This is a genomic window from Mycolicibacterium sp. TUM20985 (genome assembly GCF_030295745.1).
Lineage (GTDB): Bacteria > Actinomycetota > Actinomycetes > Mycobacteriales > Mycobacteriaceae > Mycobacterium.
The window spans coordinates 3865434-3881856 of sequence record NZ_AP027291.1; the positions used below are offsets into that span (position 1 = coordinate 3865434).

14 protein-coding genes are annotated in these 16423 nt (G+C 67.7%); 1 reads left to right on the forward strand and 13 read right to left on the reverse strand.

From position 1 onward, the window contains the following. From QUE68_RS18965 to eltD, 12 genes are all read right to left on the reverse strand, one after another. Positions 1-1194, reverse strand: coding sequence for a cysteine desulfurase family protein (locus QUE68_RS18965; RefSeq protein WP_284227737.1), 1194 nt, complete (start codon positions 1192-1194; stop codon positions 1-3). A gap of 33 nt (positions 1195-1227) precedes the next feature. Beyond that, positions 1228-2079, reverse strand: coding sequence for a lysophospholipid acyltransferase family protein (locus tag QUE68_RS18970; RefSeq protein WP_284235666.1), 852 nt, complete (start codon positions 2077-2079; stop codon positions 1228-1230). After that, a complete protein-coding gene (locus QUE68_RS18975) occupies positions 2076-2906 on the reverse strand; it encodes a GNAT family N-acetyltransferase (RefSeq protein ID WP_284227739.1) in 831 nt (276 codons plus the stop codon). Before QUE68_RS18975 ends, QUE68_RS18970 begins: the two co-directional genes overlap by 4 nt. 94 nt (positions 2907-3000) lie before the next feature. Beyond that, positions 3001-4509 carry a hypothetical protein gene (locus QUE68_RS18980; protein WP_284235665.1) on the reverse strand — a complete coding sequence of 503 codons (1509 nt, stop codon included), beginning with the start codon at positions 4507-4509 and terminating at the stop codon, positions 3001-3003. Positions 4510-4869: 360 nt separating this feature from the next. Continuing rightward, on the reverse strand, positions 4870-5331 hold the full coding sequence (locus tag QUE68_RS18985) for a ribose-5-phosphate isomerase (RefSeq protein WP_284235664.1): 462 nt from the start codon (positions 5329-5331) through the stop codon (positions 4870-4872). Next, the gene (gene derK, locus QUE68_RS18990) at positions 5331-7073 is read right to left on the reverse strand and encodes a D-erythrulose 4-kinase (protein ID WP_284235663.1); all 1743 of its coding nucleotides are present in this window, start codon (positions 7071-7073) and stop codon (positions 5331-5333) included. The genes QUE68_RS18985 and derK overlap by 1 nt, the downstream gene beginning before the upstream one ends. Next, entirely contained in the window at positions 7070-8206 is a 1137-nt protein-coding gene (locus QUE68_RS18995) for an ABC transporter ATP-binding protein (protein WP_284235662.1), read from the reverse strand. The genes derK and QUE68_RS18995 overlap by 4 nt, the downstream gene beginning before the upstream one ends. Then, positions 8203-9339, reverse strand: coding sequence for an ABC transporter ATP-binding protein (locus QUE68_RS19000; protein WP_284235661.1), 1137 nt, complete (start codon positions 9337-9339; stop codon positions 8203-8205). The genes QUE68_RS18995 and QUE68_RS19000 overlap by 4 nt, the downstream gene beginning before the upstream one ends. Then, positions 9339-10229 carry a carbohydrate ABC transporter permease gene (locus tag QUE68_RS19005; RefSeq protein WP_284235660.1) on the reverse strand — a complete coding sequence of 297 codons (891 nt, stop codon included), beginning with the start codon at positions 10227-10229 and terminating at the stop codon, positions 9339-9341. The genes QUE68_RS19000 and QUE68_RS19005 overlap by 1 nt, the downstream gene beginning before the upstream one ends. A gap of 5 nt (positions 10230-10234) precedes the next feature. Next, positions 10235-11194, reverse strand: a complete 960-nt coding sequence (locus QUE68_RS19010) for a carbohydrate ABC transporter permease (RefSeq protein WP_284227747.1) — start codon at positions 11192-11194, stop codon at positions 10235-10237. A gap of 14 nt (positions 11195-11208) precedes the next feature. Next, on the reverse strand, positions 11209-12633 hold the full coding sequence (locus QUE68_RS19015) for an extracellular solute-binding protein (protein WP_284227748.1): 1425 nt from the start codon (positions 12631-12633) through the stop codon (positions 11209-11211). A gap of 27 nt (positions 12634-12660) precedes the next feature. Then, entirely contained in the window at positions 12661-13749 is a 1089-nt protein-coding gene (gene eltD, locus QUE68_RS19020) for an erythritol/L-threitol dehyrogenase (RefSeq protein ID WP_284227750.1), read from the reverse strand. 130 nt (positions 13750-13879) lie between these two features. Between eltD and QUE68_RS19025 the strand changes: the two genes are divergently transcribed. Further along, positions 13880-14917, forward strand: coding sequence for a sugar-binding transcriptional regulator (locus tag QUE68_RS19025; RefSeq protein WP_284227751.1), 1038 nt, complete (start codon positions 13880-13882; stop codon positions 14915-14917). A 14-nt stretch (positions 14918-14931) separates the two neighbouring features. Here the strand turns inward: QUE68_RS19025 and QUE68_RS19030 are convergent, their stop codons facing one another. Next, positions 14932-16416 carry an FGGY-family carbohydrate kinase gene (locus QUE68_RS19030; RefSeq protein WP_284235659.1) on the reverse strand — a complete coding sequence of 495 codons (1485 nt, stop codon included), beginning with the start codon at positions 16414-16416 and terminating at the stop codon, positions 14932-14934. Positions 16417-16423 lie beyond the last annotated feature (7 nt).

Consider the following 16423-nt stretch of genomic DNA (forward strand, 5'->3'; position numbering starts at 1 on the left):
CTACTTCTGCCCCGCGCTCGCCAATGCGGCCTGCCGGGCCCGGTCCACAGCGGCGGGCAGCACCGCAAGCGTTGCGTCGACGTCGGCGTCGGTACTGTTGTGCCCCAGGGAGAATCGCAGCGAGCCGCGCGCGCTCGCCGGGTCGGCGCCCATCGCGATCAGGACGTGGGACGGTTGCGCCACCCCGGCCGTGCACGCCGATCCGGTGGAACACTCGATTCCCTTGGCGTCCAACAACATCAGCAGCGCGTCGCCCTCGCAGCCGCGAAAGGTGAAGTGGGTGTTGCCCGGTAGGCGCCCGTCGCCGTCGGCGCCATTGAGGTCGACGTCGTCCATGGACGACAGCACGCCGTCGATGAACCTGTCCCGCAGCGCCGAGATCCGGGCCCGGTTCGCATCGAGGCCCTCGACCGCCACCACGGCCGCCGCCGCCATCGCGACCGTGCCCGCGACATCCGGTGTGCCCGAACGTACGTCACGCTCCTGACCGCCACCGTGCAGCAGCGGCACGCAAGCCGTGTCTCGTCGGAGCAGCAGAGCCCCGACGCCGGCGGGTCCGCCGAACTTGTGCGCGGCGATGCTCATGGCGGACAGGCCGCTGGCCGCGAAGTCGACGGGGAGCTGACCGACCGCCTGGATGGCGTCACTGTGCATCGGCACCTCGAACTCGGCGGCGATCGAAGCCAATTCGGCGATCGGCATGATGGTGCCGACCTCGTTGTTGGCCCACATGATGGAGATCAGTGCGACGTCTCCGGCATCACGGTGCTCCTCCAGCGCCTGACGGAGCGCGGTGGTGGTGACCGACGCGTCGGGACCGACCGGCAGCCAGGTCACCTCGGCACCCTCGTGCTCGACGAGCCACTCCACGGCATCGAGGATGGCGTGATGTTCGATCGGGGTGGTGATGATCCTGCGACGCTTGGGCTCCGCATCGCGGCGGGCCCAGTAGATGCCCTTGACCCCGAGATTGTCGCTCTCGGTGCCACCCGCAGTGAAGACGATCTCCGACGGACGCGCACCGAGCAGTTTGGCCAGCGTCTCCCGCGCCTCCTCCATGCGCCGGCGGGCCGTCCGGCCCGACGTATGCAGCGACGACGCGTTGCCGACCGTGGCCAGTGCGGCCGTCATCGCCTCGATGGCAGCGGGGTGCATCGGCGTGGTGGCAGCGTGATCGAGATAGACGGCGGTCATGGCCCGTCAAGGATACCGCCGGGTCGATGCGGCTCAGGCGACGAGCGCGTGTCCGTGCACGGTGTGGGCGCCGAGCACCGTCTCCCCGCGTACCGCGGACTCGCACCGGGACGCCAGGTCGCGCCGATCCGTGCCGGGCAATTGAAGGGACTGCACCTGTACGTGGCACACGGTGCGACGCGCGGTGATGACCCTGCGAACCGATTCGAGCAGCGAGTCGTCGCCGATGAAGGCGGGGATGGTCGAGGGCCGGCCGTCGCGGTGGTGATAGTTCAGGCGCAGCGGTTGCACCGGCCGGCCTGCATCGATGGCGCCCTGGAACATCGCGGGCCGGAAGCGCCCGTATCCGACGCCACACCACGTCGTGCCCTCCGGGAACGCGACGACGGTCTGACCGCCTGCGAGGCGCTCTGCGACGGTGCGGACCACGTCGGGCAGCCGGCGCAGGCTGGACCGCTCGATGGGAATCACCTTCATGAGGCGGGCGAGGAAACCCAGCGCGGGCCACTCGATGAGATCGGCCCTGGCCACGAATGAGCCGGGCAGTACCGCGCCGATGACGAAGATGTCCACCCACGACACGTGACCGCTCACGACAAGTACACCGCTGAGATTGCGGATCGGGCCGCCGGAGGTGGTGATGCGCACGCCAAGGCATCGGAGCATCAGGCGGCAGTACACCCGCTGTGCGCGCGACTTGCCCGGGAGGGGTAGCGCCAGCAGCACTGCCGTGGGCAGCACCAGCACGGCCCCCAAGACGCGGACGAGGGTGCGCACGACGACCACGAAGCGGCGCCACCCCTGCGAGACGTCGGTCCGGACGCAGGACGCGTTGCACGACGCCCTGGGCAGCCAGGGACTCTGCGCGAGCGAGTGACTGCTCATCGGACCGACCCGTCGGAGGGATCGGTCGCCTGCGACACCGACCGCAACCGCTGGAGATATCGGACGTCGGCCCGGCGCTTGTCGAGGAGGGCGGGGAAATCGCCGACGCCGAAGTCGGGATCGTGGGCGGGCTCTCCGCAGACCTCCGCGCCCAGCCGCAGATAGCCGCGCATCAACGGTGGCACGGTGACCCGCGCGGGCGGCGCGATGTCGTCGAGCCCCTTGCCGGCCAGGACGACCGGCCGCCGCGGGTAGAGCGTGTACTCCGACGCGTGGCGCCGGCGCACGAAGTCGCGGACGGCGCGGATCTGCGCTCCGGGCGTCTCGTCGGGACTGCCCTGGATCGGCACCGACACGCAGCCGGTCACGTAGTCGTACCCGCAGCGATCCAGATAGGCCAGAATGCCTGCCCACATCAGCAGCACCACCCCGCCGTGGCGATGGTCCTCTCGGACGACCGCTCGACCCATCTCGACCAGGGAGGGCCGCAGCGCGTCGAGCGCCGCGACGTCGAATTCGGTGGCGCTGTACAGGCCCCCTGCGGCGATGGCGCCCGGCGGCGGCAGCATGCGGTAGCAGCCCACCAGCTCGCCGGACCGGTCCTCCCTGACGAGGAGGTGGTCGCAGAATTCGTCGAACCGGTCGGAGTCTCGCCCGTCGACCGCACCGGCGAGGTCGAATCCCGGCTCTGAGGTGAACACCTCGTAGCGAAGGCGTTGCGCGTCGTCGATCAGGGCGGCGTCGGTGGAGAGCAGCAGTGTGTAGCGCGGCGTATCCGCCGTCGGGGTCGATTGATCAGCGGCGATGAGTACGGAAGCAGTGCTCATAGCCAGAACGGTGCTTCAGCAGAACAGCGGAAGAGCAATCAGAGCGTGACGTGTCCGTGCACGCCAGGTGACGAGTTGACCTCGGGCTACGTTGCTAGACGGCCCGTTCGAGCAGCCCGGCCGACGCGGCCGGTTCGGCGCGCACCACGTGCAGCGCACGCTTCGGCGCTTCGGCGTGCGTGCTGGCGCGGACGAGGCGCGGCGCGCGGGAGCGCAACTCCACCTGAGCGCCGGAACGCACGACGCCGATCGGGCCCGAGCCGACGAAGCGGGACACCACCGTGTTCGGCAGCACCGAACCTGCCTTGGCCTGCCGGTAGCCGACCCTGATCCCGGCGGCGCAGGTGGTCAGCAGGCCGAGGATGCCAGGCAAGGCGACCGCGGCGAGCGCGGTGAGCGACACGGTGGCCACGAACGCGCCGATGACGTGCTCGACCGTCGAGAGCACGTCGTTTGCGGCGGCGCCCTTCCCGACGACGAGCGCGGAACCGGTGCCGGTCTCACCGCGGAGGATGCCCGTAGTCGTCACGTCCAGCGGTGTGACGAGTGAGGGAAGCGGTGCGAGGGCCGGCGCGCCAACCACGCTGGGCAGGGCTACGACGGGCAGCTGCGGGAGCGCTGACCAGCCCGGGGTCGCCACCGGCGCGGTCGCGGTGGCGGCCACCTGCGGCTGACGCACACCTGCGCCGACGGTGACGGTCGGTGTCGCGGCGGGGATGCCGAGCAGCTGGGTCAGATCCGACGGCAGTTGCGACAGCGAGACACCCGCGTCGGTGGCCGAGGTGAGCAGGCTCTGGATCGTGGTGAGCACATCGGTGACCGGTGCCGTCGACGTGGGAAGCGCCACGATCACGCCGGGAACCTTGATCACCGTGTTGGCGAACACCGTCAGGGCGTTGGTCACCGGGGCCGTGGCGTTCCACGCGGCGAGGAACGGGTTGGCCTGGAAGGGCAGCGGGGCGACCGTCGGGATCGCGACGGGCGGGCTGGTCGAGGGCGGCGGCGAGGACTGCGAGACCGGCGCGACCGGCCCCGAAACCGGCGTGACCGATTCGGTCACCGGCACGACCGGCTCCGTCGCGGGACTGACCGCCTCCGGCACCGGGCTAAGCGCCTCCGTCACCGGGGCGAGCGCATCGGTGACCGGGGCGAGCGGATCCGTCGCCGGCGGCACCGGGTCCGTTTCCGACGCGCTGGGCCCCGTGCTGCCATACACGGTGGGACTTCCGCCGAAGGTGGTCTTGGGCGACTCGGGGATCCCGGAGGCTCCGCCAGGCTTGGCGAGGGAGGTCAGCGTGCCGGTCACGCCTTGCACGGTGCTCTGCCATGAGTCCTGCACGGCCTTGCGCAGGGAATCGGCGATCGTCGAGATGGGCCCTCGGACAGGACGGGGGGTGGTGGTCGACGTACTTGGTCCATCGACGGTCTGGCTGCTGCCCGCCGAGGGTTCCGAATCGGTATCCGCAGCCGCGATGCCCGCGCCTGCGCTACCGACCAGCAGGCAGGCAGACAGCGCGCAGGCGCCCACCGCAATGCGCAGATGCGTTGTAATAGCGATCTCCTCCCACCAGCCACCGGCCCCGTCGGTAGGTATTCGGAGCAATTGTTCCACAGGATGGGAGCAGCTATCGCGATTCCGACGCGAATTCGGCGCCATCGCCACAAACAGCAAATGGCTTGCTGCACTTCGCCCGTGGTGATGGCAGAAATGGCTTATCCGCCGCAACTGGTCAGCTGGTCTCACGCCTAATCGCTGGAATTACTCGATGCGCAAGGAAAGCCAGCTAGTTGCGCTGCAATTCGCCGAGCGGCCGTCGCTGGTGTTGATTCGGCGGCGCTCCGGAAACGGCGTCACCCGGGGGTGGCGGCGGCCATTCGGCGTATTTCGGAGCGGACGTCGACTTTCCGATCAGCAAGCCCGCCAGACGCGACGAGGCGACAAGCCGAATGAGGAGAGCCGAAATCAGTGGGTTACGGGCTCGTAGCTGCAGATGGCCTCGACCTTCTCGGCCGAGGCGCCGCTGGGATCGAACTCGTACCCCAGCCACTCCCGCGCCAGCCGGCGAGCCAGCTCCAGCCCGATGACGCGTTGGCCGAAGCACAACACCTGCGCGTCGTTGGACAGCACCGACCGCTCGACGGAGAAGCCGTCGTGCGCCGTGACGGCGCGAACTCCCGGCACCTTGTTGGCGCTGATCGCCACTCCGAGCCCGGTGCCGCAGATCAGCAGCGCGCGGTCGGCCCTGCCTTCGGCGACCAGACGCGCGGCCTCGACCGCGACGTGCGGGTAGGCGGTGTGCTCGTCACCACCGACACCGACGTCGGTCACGTCGGCCACCCGGTCGTCGGCGAGCAGGTCGGCCTTGAGGGCCTCCTTGTACTCCAATCCAGCGTCGTCACAACCGACGACGATCCGTAATCCCATCAGACATCTCCCTTGGCAGTTGGCGCGAAGCACTCCGCGACGGTGTGGGTGATCATCGCCAGTGACGTGGCGCCGGCATCGGGTGTCCCGACGCTGCGCTCGGCGAGTGGTCGAGCCCGGCCGACCTTGGGTCTCAGGCCGGCAGTGGCACGGGCAGCCTCGGTCGCCACATCGACGGCAGCCCGCCATCCATCTTGCCAGGACTCCCCGTCGGCCACCCTGCGCTGCAGCTCGTCGCAGAACGGCAGCATCGCGTCGAGCATCGTCTTGTCCCCCGGCGCCGCGCCGCCGAGCTGGGTCAGCGCGTCATACCCGTCGCGCATCGCCGCGGCGACGGTGGCGGCATCGGGTCGGCCGGTGTCGCCGAGTCGGGTGCCGACCGCATTGAGCAGCGCCCCCCAGAGCACGCCGGAGGTGCCGCCCGCCCTTGCCGCCCATGCCTTGCCCGCGGCTGCGAGAACCGAACCCTGGCCGGCGCCCTGCTCGAGGGCCTCGGCTGCCGCGGTGCGGGCCGCCAAGGATCCCTTGACCATGCCGCGCCCGTGATCGCCATCGCCGGCGACGGCGTCGATGCGCCCCAGCTCGTCTTCAGCCTGGGCCAGCATGCCCGCGACGGCATCGAGGACCTTGACGACGAAGCGTCCCCCGGCGCGACCGTCGTCGTCGGCAAGGCTTCCCAGGTCGCGCGCCGGTGCCGCTGCATCCGCTGCGGGATCGGTGCGTCGCTCACCCGAATCTACTTGCTTGGCAACACCTTTGCGGTATGCGGGCGTGTCGGCTGGTGCGCTCCAGTACTTCTCGAGTTCTTCGTCGAGCCACATCACCGTGAGCGAGCAGCCCGCCATGTCGAGGCTGGTCACCAGCTCGCCGACCTCAGGTTCGACGACTTCGTAGCCGCGCTCGCGAAGCAGTCGTGACGCGGTGCCCCAGACCACGAACAGTTCTTCGTACTTGGTGCGACCAAGACCGTTGAGGATCACCGCGATTCGCCGGGAACTCCCTGCGGGCTCGTCGGCAAGTACCCCGTCGACGAGCGTCACCGCGAGGTCGGCGGCCGTCGGCATCGGCTCGTCGCGCACGCCCGGCTCTCCGTGGATGCCGAGGCCCACACCCATCTGCCCCTCCGGAACCGTGAACAACGGCTGATCGGCGCCGGGCAACGTACAGCCGTCGAAGGCAACGCCGAGGGTCCTGGTGGCAGCGTTCGACGCTTCCGCGACGCGCAGGACACCGGCCATGTCCAGCCCGTCCTCGGCGGCGGCCGAGGCGCACTTGAAGACCGTGAAATCGCCTGCGATACCGCGTCTCTTGGCTTCCTCACCCGCGGGCGCACTGGCGATGTCATCGGTCACCGCGAAGTAGTGCGCGTCGATACCCTCGCCGCGGAGATCCGCGACGGCGAGCCCGAAGTTCATCACGTCGCCCGCGTAGTTGCCGGTGGTGAGCAATACCCCCGCGTCACCGTGGGCCGCCCGCGCCACCGACGCGGCTTCCTCCGCCGACGGTGACGTGAAGATGTTGCCGACCACCGCACCGTCCGCGAAACCCGGTCCGACGGTTCCGCAGAACGCCGGATAGTGGCCCGACCCGCCGCCGATCACCACGGCCACCTTGCCCGGCCGCGTCTCCTGGGCGCGGACCACGCCACCGGGCACGCCCGCGACGTATCTCGCATTGGCATCCAGGAATCCGACGAGCATGTCCTCGGTGAACCGCGCCGGATCGTCGTACAACTTGGTCATCGCAGTCGCTCCCCGGAGTCGGTGTCGAAAAGATACACCCGCTCCGGCGGCGCGCTGACGAGGACTTTCTGTTCGGGTCGGTAGTCCTCCTGCGCGGGCGTCTGGACCACGATGCCCTCCTCCATGCCCGCCACGGTGCTGGTGGCGAGGCCGAACTCGAGCAGGTGCTCGAAGTACGCCACGGTGGTACGCAGGCCGGGTCCGTCGCCGGCCGACATCGTGCAGTCCTGCGGACGGATGCCCACCGCAACCTCGGTACCGTCGGCGACCCCGGTCACGACGGTGTCCAACGCCCCCGCGCCCGAACGGATTTCGACCCTGGCGCGCCCGCCCTCGGACGTCACGACCCCGCGGAGGACGTTGATCTGGGGTTCGCCGACGAACTGCGCGACGAAGAGGTTCGCCGGGTCGTCGAACACCTCGTCCGGCGTGCCGAACTGTTGCACCACACCGGCATCCATCACCGCCAGGCGATCGGCCAGCGACAGCGCCTCGACCTGGTCGTGGGTGACGACGATCGTGGTGTAGCCGAACTCCCGCTGCAACACCTTCAACTCCCTGCGGACGCGCTGCCGCGCCGACGCGTCGAGGTGGCTCAGCGGCTCGTCGAGCAGTAGCACCGGTGGGTTGCGTACCAGGGCGCGGGCCAGCGCGACGCGTTGCTTCTGCCCGCTCGACAGCCCCGCCGGCCGCAGGTCCATCAGCTCGTCCATCTCCAGACGGCTGCTGATCGAGGACACCATCTGCTCGGCGCCCTTGACCTTGCGGGCCTTGAGTCCGTACAGCAGGTTCTCGCGCACCGACATCGGCGGGTACAGCGCGTAGCTCTCGAACCCGACGCCGATTCCGCGCTTGGCCGCGGGCAACTGCGAGATCTCCCGGTCACCGATGCGGATCGACCCGCTGGTCACCGTCTCGAGTCCGGCGATCATCCGCAGCGTCGTGGTCTTGCCGCATCCGGACGGGCCGAGCAGCGCCACTAGTTCACCCGGGGCGATGTCCAGGTTGATGCCCTTGACGGCCGCGAAGCTCTCCCGGCCCTTTGCCATGTAGGTCTTCACCAGGTCGGTCAGGGTGAGACTCTGCGCGGTCGTCGTCGCGGATTCGCGTGGCCTGTCGGTGGTGATGCTCACTGCGCAGCCTCCAGGCTCCGGTCGTCTGTACCTAGTCGTGCGGTGTCGTCATCTTCATCCGAGCGGGCGGCGAAGACGTGCACGTCGTCGGAGGCAACGGTCATCGAGACCGGGGCGCCCTCGGCGACCCCCTCCCGCCCCGAGGCGAGCACGATCAGCTGTTCGCCGCCCATGTCCACCGTCAGCTCGATGTTGCGGCCCAGTCGCTCGGCGAGGACCACCTTGCCGCGCATCTCTGCCGCACCGCCAGCCTCGCCGGCATCCCCGGCCACGTGAATGTCGCAGGGCCGCAACCCGACCCGGACGCGATCTCCGCCGTGAACGTCGAGTCCAGCCGGTACCGGTACGTCGAAGGCGCCCCGGCCGAGCCGGATCCGACCGTCCTCGACCTCACCGTCGAGGAGGTTGATCTCCGGCTGCCCGAGCGCACGGGCGACGAAGGTGTCCGCGGGACGCCGCCAGATCTCCTCGGGCGTGCCGATCTGGACCAGTTCGCCCGCCCGGAGCACGGCGATCCGGTCACCGAGGGCGAGGGCCTCTTGATAATCGTGCGTGACGTAGACGGTGGTGGTCTTCGACATCGCGCCCAGCTGCTTGAGTTCGGCCCGCATCGCGGCCCGCAGCTTGGCGTCGAGATGACTCAGCGGCTCGTCGAGCAGGTAGACGTCCGCGGGCCGAACCAGTACCCGGCCCAACGCCACGCGCTGCCGCTGCCCGTTGGACAACTCACGGGGAAAGCGCTTGAGCAGGTGGTTGATTCCGAGTGTCGTGGTGACCTGGTCGATGCGGTCCTTCTGTTGCGCGTCGGTGTACTTCCCGGTGCGACCGGACTTCAAGGGTGAGGCGAGATTCTCACTCACCGTCTTCTGCGGGTACAGCGCGTAGCTCTCGAAGGCCATCGCCACGTTGCGGTGGTAGGGCTCGACGAGGGTGACGTCGCTACCGCCGATCGTCACGGACCCACTGTCGATGTCGACCAGCCCGGCCAGGGACTTCAGCGTCGTCGTCTTCCCGGCGCCGCTGGGCCCGAGGATGACGAAGAACTCGCCGTCGGCGATGTCGACCGATAGGTCGCGTACCGCCTGCTTCTTACCGTAGGACTTGGACAGCCCCTTCAGCGTTACGGTGGCCATCAGGCTTTCACCGCCCCGAATGACAAGCCCCGCACCAGATATCTCTGGATGGTGAGCGCCAATATCAGTGGTGGTAGCGCGGCGATGATGGCCGCGGCAGCCGTCAGGTTGTAATACGCCTGCCCACCGCCGCCGAGGAACTTGGTGATCGCGACGGTGACCGTGCCCGCGTTGCTGTCGGCCAAAATCAGCGGGAAGACGTAGTTGTTCCAGGCGAAGATGAACGCCAGCAGCGCGGCGGCGGCGATGCCGGGCCGCACGATCGGCAGGGCCACCATGACGAAGGCCCGGGTGCGGCTGTAGCCGTCCAGGAGTGCCGCCTGCTCCAGGTCCTCCGGCAGGTCCTCGAAGTACGAGCGCAGGATCCACACCACCAGCGGCATGGTGACCAGCTGCAGCACCCAGATCATCCCGACCTTGGTGTCGAAGAGGCCGATCTGGTTGTAGATGACGAACAGCGGGACGATGACCATCAGCTCGGGGGCGAACCGGAACGACAGCATCTGGAACATCAGGTCGTTGCTGCCCTTGTACTTCCAGCGTCCCGCGGCGTAGGCCGCCGGGATGCCGATGACCAGCGAGACGATCACGGCGCCACCGCAGTTGATCAGGCTGGTCAGCATCGCGGTCTTGAAGTCGACGCTCGTCATCTCGGTGCCCTTGTTGGACAGCACCGTGGCGAAGTTGGACCAGCTCGGGCTGAACTGGAAGTAGGTGGTGGTCTGCTCCTCGGCGTTCTTCAGCGCCAGGATCACCATCCACACGATCGGGAACAGCGAGAAGACGAACCAGCCGATCAGACCGATGTCGGCGGCGACCGATCCCACGCCGAGCCGCTTCTGGCCGGGCAGCAGTTCGCTGCGCGTCGGCTTGAACTTGGTGAGTGCCATGATCGTTAGGACTCCGCTCCCGCAGCACGACGCTGCGCCTTGCCGAGCACGCTCACCAGATAGCGCGCCGTGATGAACACGATGATCCAGAGCAGCAGCATGTAGGTGCTGCCCCGGGAGTAGTTCAGGTTGATGATCGAATCCTCGAACGCGCCGATCTGCAACGTGCGGGTGGCGACGCCGGGCCCACCCGCGGTGAGCACGTAGATGTGGTCGAACACCTTGAGGTTGTCCATGAATCGGAAGATGACGGCCACCAGAATGTAGGGCCACAGCATGGGGAGCATCAGCTTGCGGAACATGTAGATCCCGGACGCCCCGTCCACCTGCGACGCCTCGAACGGCTCCTTGGGCAGCGAGCGGATGCCGGCCAGCACCAGGATCGCCACGAACGGGGTGAAGATCCACAGGTCGACCAGGACCACCGAGAACAGCGCGTTGCCACTCGACAACCAGTCGAAGGTGTTACCCAGTCCAAGAACGTGATTGAGGATGCCGAACTGCGGATTGAACATCAGCTTCCAGATCACGCCGGCGATCACCGGGGCGATCATCAACGGCAGGATCAACACCTTCTCGAAGATCTTGCCGATGATGCTCGAGCGATTGAGCAGCAGCGCCAGGCCGACGCCGAGCACGGTCTCCACCGCCGTCGCCGCCACGGCGAAGATGCCGGTGACCTTGACGCTCTGCCAGAAGACCTGGTCGCCCAGGACCGACTTGAAGTTGTCGAACCACACGAAGTGCGGGTCGGGGTTGACCGCGGCGTAGTTCAGGAAGGCGTAGTACGCGCCGACGAAGAACGGGTAGAGGATTCCGATGACGATCACCAGGGCGGGGATCGACAACAGGTAGGGCCGCAGGCGTCGCCGCCAGGTCGGGACCTCGGGTAGTTTGCGGCGCGTCGCCGAGGCGGCAGGCTGATCAGGTTGCGTCGCAACCGCTTTGGGGGTTTGTGTCGTCATGGGTGCCAGGACTCCTAGAGGTTGACCTTGGAGGTGTTGGTCTTGGCGAGGCTGCGCAGGCGCGTGGCCGCGTCATCGCCGCCGTAGATGTCCTGCAGCGCCACGGCCCAGTTCTGGGTGGTGTCGAAGAAGGCCTTCTGCGGGGTGAACTGGATCTTCGACTGACCGATGACGGTCTCGAACGTCTCGAGATAGCCGTACTGGTCGGCGGCGACCCTCTTGAAGGTGCCGTCGAACACGGACTTTCGGACCGGATCGGCGTAGGTGCCGCCCTCGACCGCCTTGTTCATCGACTCCTTGCCCGTGGCCCACTGCATGAACAACCAGGCGGGCAGCTTGTTTCGGCTGTTCGCCGACATCGCCCAACTCCACGTCCAGAGGTTGGTCTTGTAGTTGCCATCCGGTCCGGCAGGCCCCGGGTACCAGCCGAGGTTGCCCGCCTCCTTGCTGGCGCCTGGCTTGTTCTTCGGGTAGGTGGCACTGTCGGCGTCGAACACCATCATCGCCTTACCGTCACCGAGATCACCCGTGGCGTTGGGATAGTCGTACGTGGTCCACGACGTCGGCCCGGCCTGGTTCTGCATGTCGATCCACTTCTTCGTGAAGGCAATCGCCTTGTCGCTGGCCATCTCGGCGACGAGTTCGGAACCGTTGAACGAGTAGTCCACCGCGCCCTCGCGGGTGTACTGCGTCATGAAGCCGGGATGGATGGTGGCCCACGACTTCGAGCCGCGGGTGGAGATGCCGTAGCGGTTGTTCGGACGATCGGTCAGGTCCACGGCCAGCTGAATGAAGTCGTCGAGCTTGTCGGGCAGCTTGGTGATGCCCTTCTCGTCGAAGATCCGCTTGTTGTAGGCGACCACGTTGTTCTCGAAGCCCCACGGGATGGCCCACTGCCCGCCCGTGCCCAGCGGATTGCCGAGGGTGAAGTCCCACCGGGTCGAGGTGCGTAGGCCTTCGAAGATGTCCTCGAAGTCGTACTCGGCGCTGGTCGCCGAGCTGTTCTGCAACCACGGGTTGAGGTCCTCGACCCACCCGGGCGGACCGTACTGCCAGATGAAGTAGGCGCCCAGCATGAACGCGTCGTGCTTACCGGAACCGCCGGCCAGCTCGGTGTTCAGCTTGGTGAAGTAGTCGGCCTCCGGCACCAGATCGACGTTGACGGTGATGCCCGTGAGCTCGGTGAATTCCTGCAGCAACGGCTGGTAGGACAACTGGTACGGGTGCGGGGTCTGCAGGATGTTGATGGTCTGCCCGGAAGCCTTCTTCCAGTCGAAGCCTCCGGTGACTGCGGACGCGCCGTTCGGGGCACTGGCCTTGCCACCCACTCCGCAGGCGCTGAGCACGGGGAGGCTGGCAGCCGCCGCGCCGGCCAAGCCCATGGCGGCCAACATGTTTCGCCGCGACATCTGCGGCCCGGTCATACGATCTCGACTCATGTGTCTAGTCCTTCGTGAGGGTCTGGATTACGCCGGGATCAGGGAGACCTTGACCGATTCCTTGCCGCTGCCAACCAGGTCGAGCCCCTTCTGGAACTCGCTCAGCGGGAGTTGGTGGGTACAGATCTCATCGAGCGGTAGGACGCCGGACTCGATCATCTTGATGGCCGCGGGCCAGCAGTACGGCCCGAGATGGGCACCGAGGACGTCGAGCTCCTTGTCGTCGCTGATGATGCTCCAGTCGACGGTGACGTCACTGCCGAAGACGCCGTACTCGACGTAGCGGCCCAGCTTGCGCAGCGCGTTGAGCCCCTGGGGAACCGCGGACGGATGCCCGGTGCCCTCCAGGTAGACGTCGGCGCCGTAGCCGTCGGTGAGATCCTTGACGATCTTCTCGACGTCCTGCTCGGCGATGTTGATCGTGATGTCGGCGCCGCACTTCTTGGCCAGTGCGAGCTTCTCGGGTGCCATGTCCAAGGCGATGACGTGCATCGGGTTCTTGGCGCGGGCTCCGGCGATCATGCCGAGTCCGATGGGTCCACAGCCGGCGACGACGACGGTGTCCTCGAACGTGATCTGGGCGCGCTCGACGGCGTGCAGCGAGCAGGACAGCGGCTCGACGAAGGCGGCGTGCGCAGGCGGGATCGCACTGGAGATCTTGTGCACCAACGCTTCTACCGGGTAGGTCATGTAGCTGGCCATGGCGCCCGGGGTGCGGCGCTTGAAGCCGTAAAGATCGTGCGGCTGGCACATGTGGTACTGCCCGCGCTTGCAAAAGCGGCACTCCCAGCACGGCACGATCTGCTCGGACGTCACACGGTCACCCACCGCGATACCCCATCGGGTGGCGGCCTCGTCGTCGAGTTCGACCACACGGCCGACGAATTCGTGTCCGGGGATCACCATCGTCTCCGTCCACGCGGGACGGTTCTCGTCACCCCAGAACTTCGCGGCGCCGTGGTAGCACTTCAGATCACTGGCGCAGATTCCGACGGCTTCCACCCGAACGAGCGCCTCACCCGGCTTGCGGTGCGGAACCGCAACCTCTTCGAGTCGGTAGTCGTTGGGTCCGTGGCAGACGACGGCCTGCATCTTCTCGGGAATCTGATCGGTCATCCATGGCTCCTTAACGTGTGGCTCAGATCACGTTATCGGAGCTTCTGCACATTTGTCCAGAACGGATGTTCAGCTGAATTATTCTCTGAACAGATGCTCTGGTCCTTTTCTTGGGTGCCATAATGCCCCCATGTCCCCGTCGGCCCCGCGCACGCCGCCGCTGGACTCCGCCGTCGACACCGTGTCACCCGACGTCGAGGGCAGTCACTTCCCGGCGTCGCTGCTCTACACCGCGGCCCGGCTCTACTACGAGGACGACGCCACGCAGGCCGATGTCGCCGAACAACTCGGGACCAGCCGCGCGACGGTGAGCCGCCTGCTGGCCGAGGCGAAGCGCCAGGGCATCGTGCGGATCGAGGTGGTGCCGCCCGCCGAGGCCCGGCCGGGTGATCTGGCCGACCGACTGGCCAGAGCGCTCAATCTGACGTCGGTGTATCTCAGTCCGGCACTGCCCGCACCCGGACCGGGCCGCACCGTCATCGACGTGATGGGTCGCGTGTTGGCCCCCGCCGTCGGCCGCGCCCTCGGCGAAGCCGGTCTGCTGCCGGGTGACGTGCTGCTGGTGTCGTCCGGACGCACGGTGTACGAGGTCGCCCAGTGCGAGCTCGCCCCGCTGCCGGGCGTCGTCGTCGCCCCGACCGTCGGGGGCAACGATCAACCCGAGGAGTGGTACCAGACCAACGAGATCACCCGGCTGGTGGCCAATCGCGTTGGTGGACGGGCGAATTACCTGTTCGCCCCCGCACTACCGGGTGTCGAGCTGTACCAGTCACTGCTGAACGATCCCGGCATCCAGCGCGTGTTGCACCTGTGGCCGCGGGCGCGATGTGCCCTGATGGGTGTCGGCGCGCCGCCGCTGACCCGCGCCGACATCCCGCGGTTCGTTCCCACCGGATCGTCCTCGCTCCGCGCGGCGGTCGGCGACGTGTGCTCCCGGTTCTACGACCGCGACGGATCACCCGTCGAGTTCGAGGACGGCGAGCGGCTTATCGCCGTGGAACTCGATGCACTGCGCCACATTCCGGTCACCATCGCGGTGGCCGTCGGCAAGGAGAAGATCGAATCGATCGTCGCCGGCGCGCGGGGTGGATACTTCAACCACCTCGTCACCGATCCACTGACGGCGACCGAAATCCTGGCCAGTTCGGCCGTTTCCGACGGGACGTGATCTCGACGGGACGATTAGTCTCTCGCGCTCAGTGCTCCTAGTTCGTGCACGAGATTCCTGGTCGCGGGATAAAGCTGGCGCCACACGTCGTACAGCTCGTCGTAGCGTGCCCGGTTGGCAGGATCCGGCGTGATCTCCCTCTCGATCTTCGCCCAATCCGTCTCCGGTGCAACCAGATTCACGCCGATGGCAGCCATCAGTGCGTCCCCGTAGCTGGCACCGATCGCCTGCTCGGGAACCAGTTGTGCGCGACCGGTGATATCGCTGACCGCCTGCGCCCAGATCGGACTGCGCAGGCCGCCGCCCACCGCCACGGTCCGTCGCGCGGCATGCGCGTCGTCGAACATCTCGAGGATCTGCCTGATGCCGAAACCGATGCCCTCGTAGGCGGCTCGGAACAGGTGGCCGCGACCATGACGCAGGGTCAGGCCCGCGAACAGGCCACGCGCATCCGGGTCGAACACCGGGGTCCGCTCCCCCGCCAGATACGGCAGCGCGATCAGCCCCTCGCTGCCTGCGGGCACCTTCGACGCCTCGGCCATCAGCGTGTCGAATGACGCACCACCGGTGATGGTCTGCAGCCAGCCGATCAGGCTGCCGGCCGTCGACGTTCCCGCGGCCAGCGCGAGGGACCCACGCTCGATGCCCGCGGTCGTCCACAGCGCCGGATCGCTGTGGTACTCGTCGATGATCTGGACCAGGAACATCGTGGAGCCGTACATCAGCATCTGATCGCCGGGATTGTGGACGCCCACGGAGAACGCCTCCGAATAGGCGTCGACCGTCCCCGCCACCACCGGCGTGCCCCTCGGAATGCCGGTGGCCGCGGCCGCTTCGGCGTGCACGGTGCCCACGACCTCACTGGGCCAGATCAGGCGGGGCAGCGGCAGGTGCGCGCAGATCCGGCTCGCCCAGTCGGTGTTCCAGTCGAACTCGCGCGTCGCATAGAGCGGATCGCACTGGCTGGCGGTGTGATGGTCCAGCACGTATTCACCGGTCAACTTGGCGGCGACGTACGAGTTGGACCCGTACCACCCGGTGGCCCGCTCGAACACGTCGGGCTCATGGCGCCGGACCCATTCCAGCTTGGGTCCGACGGCCTGGCTCGACAGCAGCGTGCCCGCCTGCTCGAGGATGGCGTCGGCGCCGAATTCGGCCGTGAGCGAGTGGATTTCGGCCGTGGCCCGGGTGTCGACGCCGTAGAGGATGGCGGGCCGCAGCGGCGTCAGGTCGTCATCGCACAGCACCAGACACGGGCCGACACCGCTGACGCACATCGCGGCGATCCGCGAGTCCGCCGGAAGCTCGGCCGTCAGCCGCCTGCTGATCTCGCAGACTTCGGCCCACCACGTCGCTTCTGCGTCGACCTCGACCCAGCCCGGCCGGGGCAGGTTCACCGAATGCGGGATGGTCGCCGACGCGACGACGACGCCCGTCGGGTCGGCGAGGACGCCCTTGGTGCTCCCGGTGCCCATGTCGATTCCGAGAAGCAGCTCCACGGAGCAA

Excerpts from the sequence above, each read along its gene's own strand:
- eltD (WP_284227750.1), bottom strand. The coding sequence starts at position 13,749 with ATGACCGATCAGATTCCCGAGAAGATGCAGGCCGTCGTCTGCCACGGA.
- QUE68_RS19025 (WP_284227751.1), top strand. The coding sequence starts at position 13,880 with ATGTCCCCGTCGGCCCCGCGCACGCCGCCGCTGGACTCCGCCGTCGAC.
- QUE68_RS19010 (WP_284227747.1), bottom strand. The coding sequence starts at position 11,194 with ATGACGACACAAACCCCCAAAGCGGTTGCGACGCAACCTGATCAGCCT.
- derK (WP_284235663.1), bottom strand. The coding sequence starts at position 7,073 with ATGACCAAGTTGTACGACGATCCGGCGCGGTTCACCGAGGACATGCTC.
- QUE68_RS18970 (WP_284235666.1), bottom strand. The coding sequence starts at position 2,079 with ATGAGCAGTCACTCGCTCGCGCAGAGTCCCTGGCTGCCCAGGGCGTCG.
- QUE68_RS18975 (WP_284227739.1), bottom strand. The coding sequence starts at position 2,906 with ATGAGCACTGCTTCCGTACTCATCGCCGCTGATCAATCGACCCCGACG.
- QUE68_RS19000 (WP_284235661.1), bottom strand. The coding sequence starts at position 9,339 with ATGGCCACCGTAACGCTGAAGGGGCTGTCCAAGTCCTACGGTAAGAAG.
- QUE68_RS19015 (WP_284227748.1), bottom strand. The coding sequence starts at position 12,633 with ATGAGTCGAGATCGTATGACCGGGCCGCAGATGTCGCGGCGAAACATG.
- QUE68_RS19005 (WP_284235660.1), bottom strand. The coding sequence starts at position 10,229 with ATGGCACTCACCAAGTTCAAGCCGACGCGCAGCGAACTGCTGCCCGGC.
- QUE68_RS18965 (WP_284227737.1), bottom strand. The coding sequence starts at position 1,194 with ATGACCGCCGTCTATCTCGATCACGCTGCCACCACGCCGATGCACCCC.
- QUE68_RS18985 (WP_284235664.1), bottom strand. The coding sequence starts at position 5,331 with ATGGGATTACGGATCGTCGTCGGTTGTGACGACGCTGGATTGGAGTAC.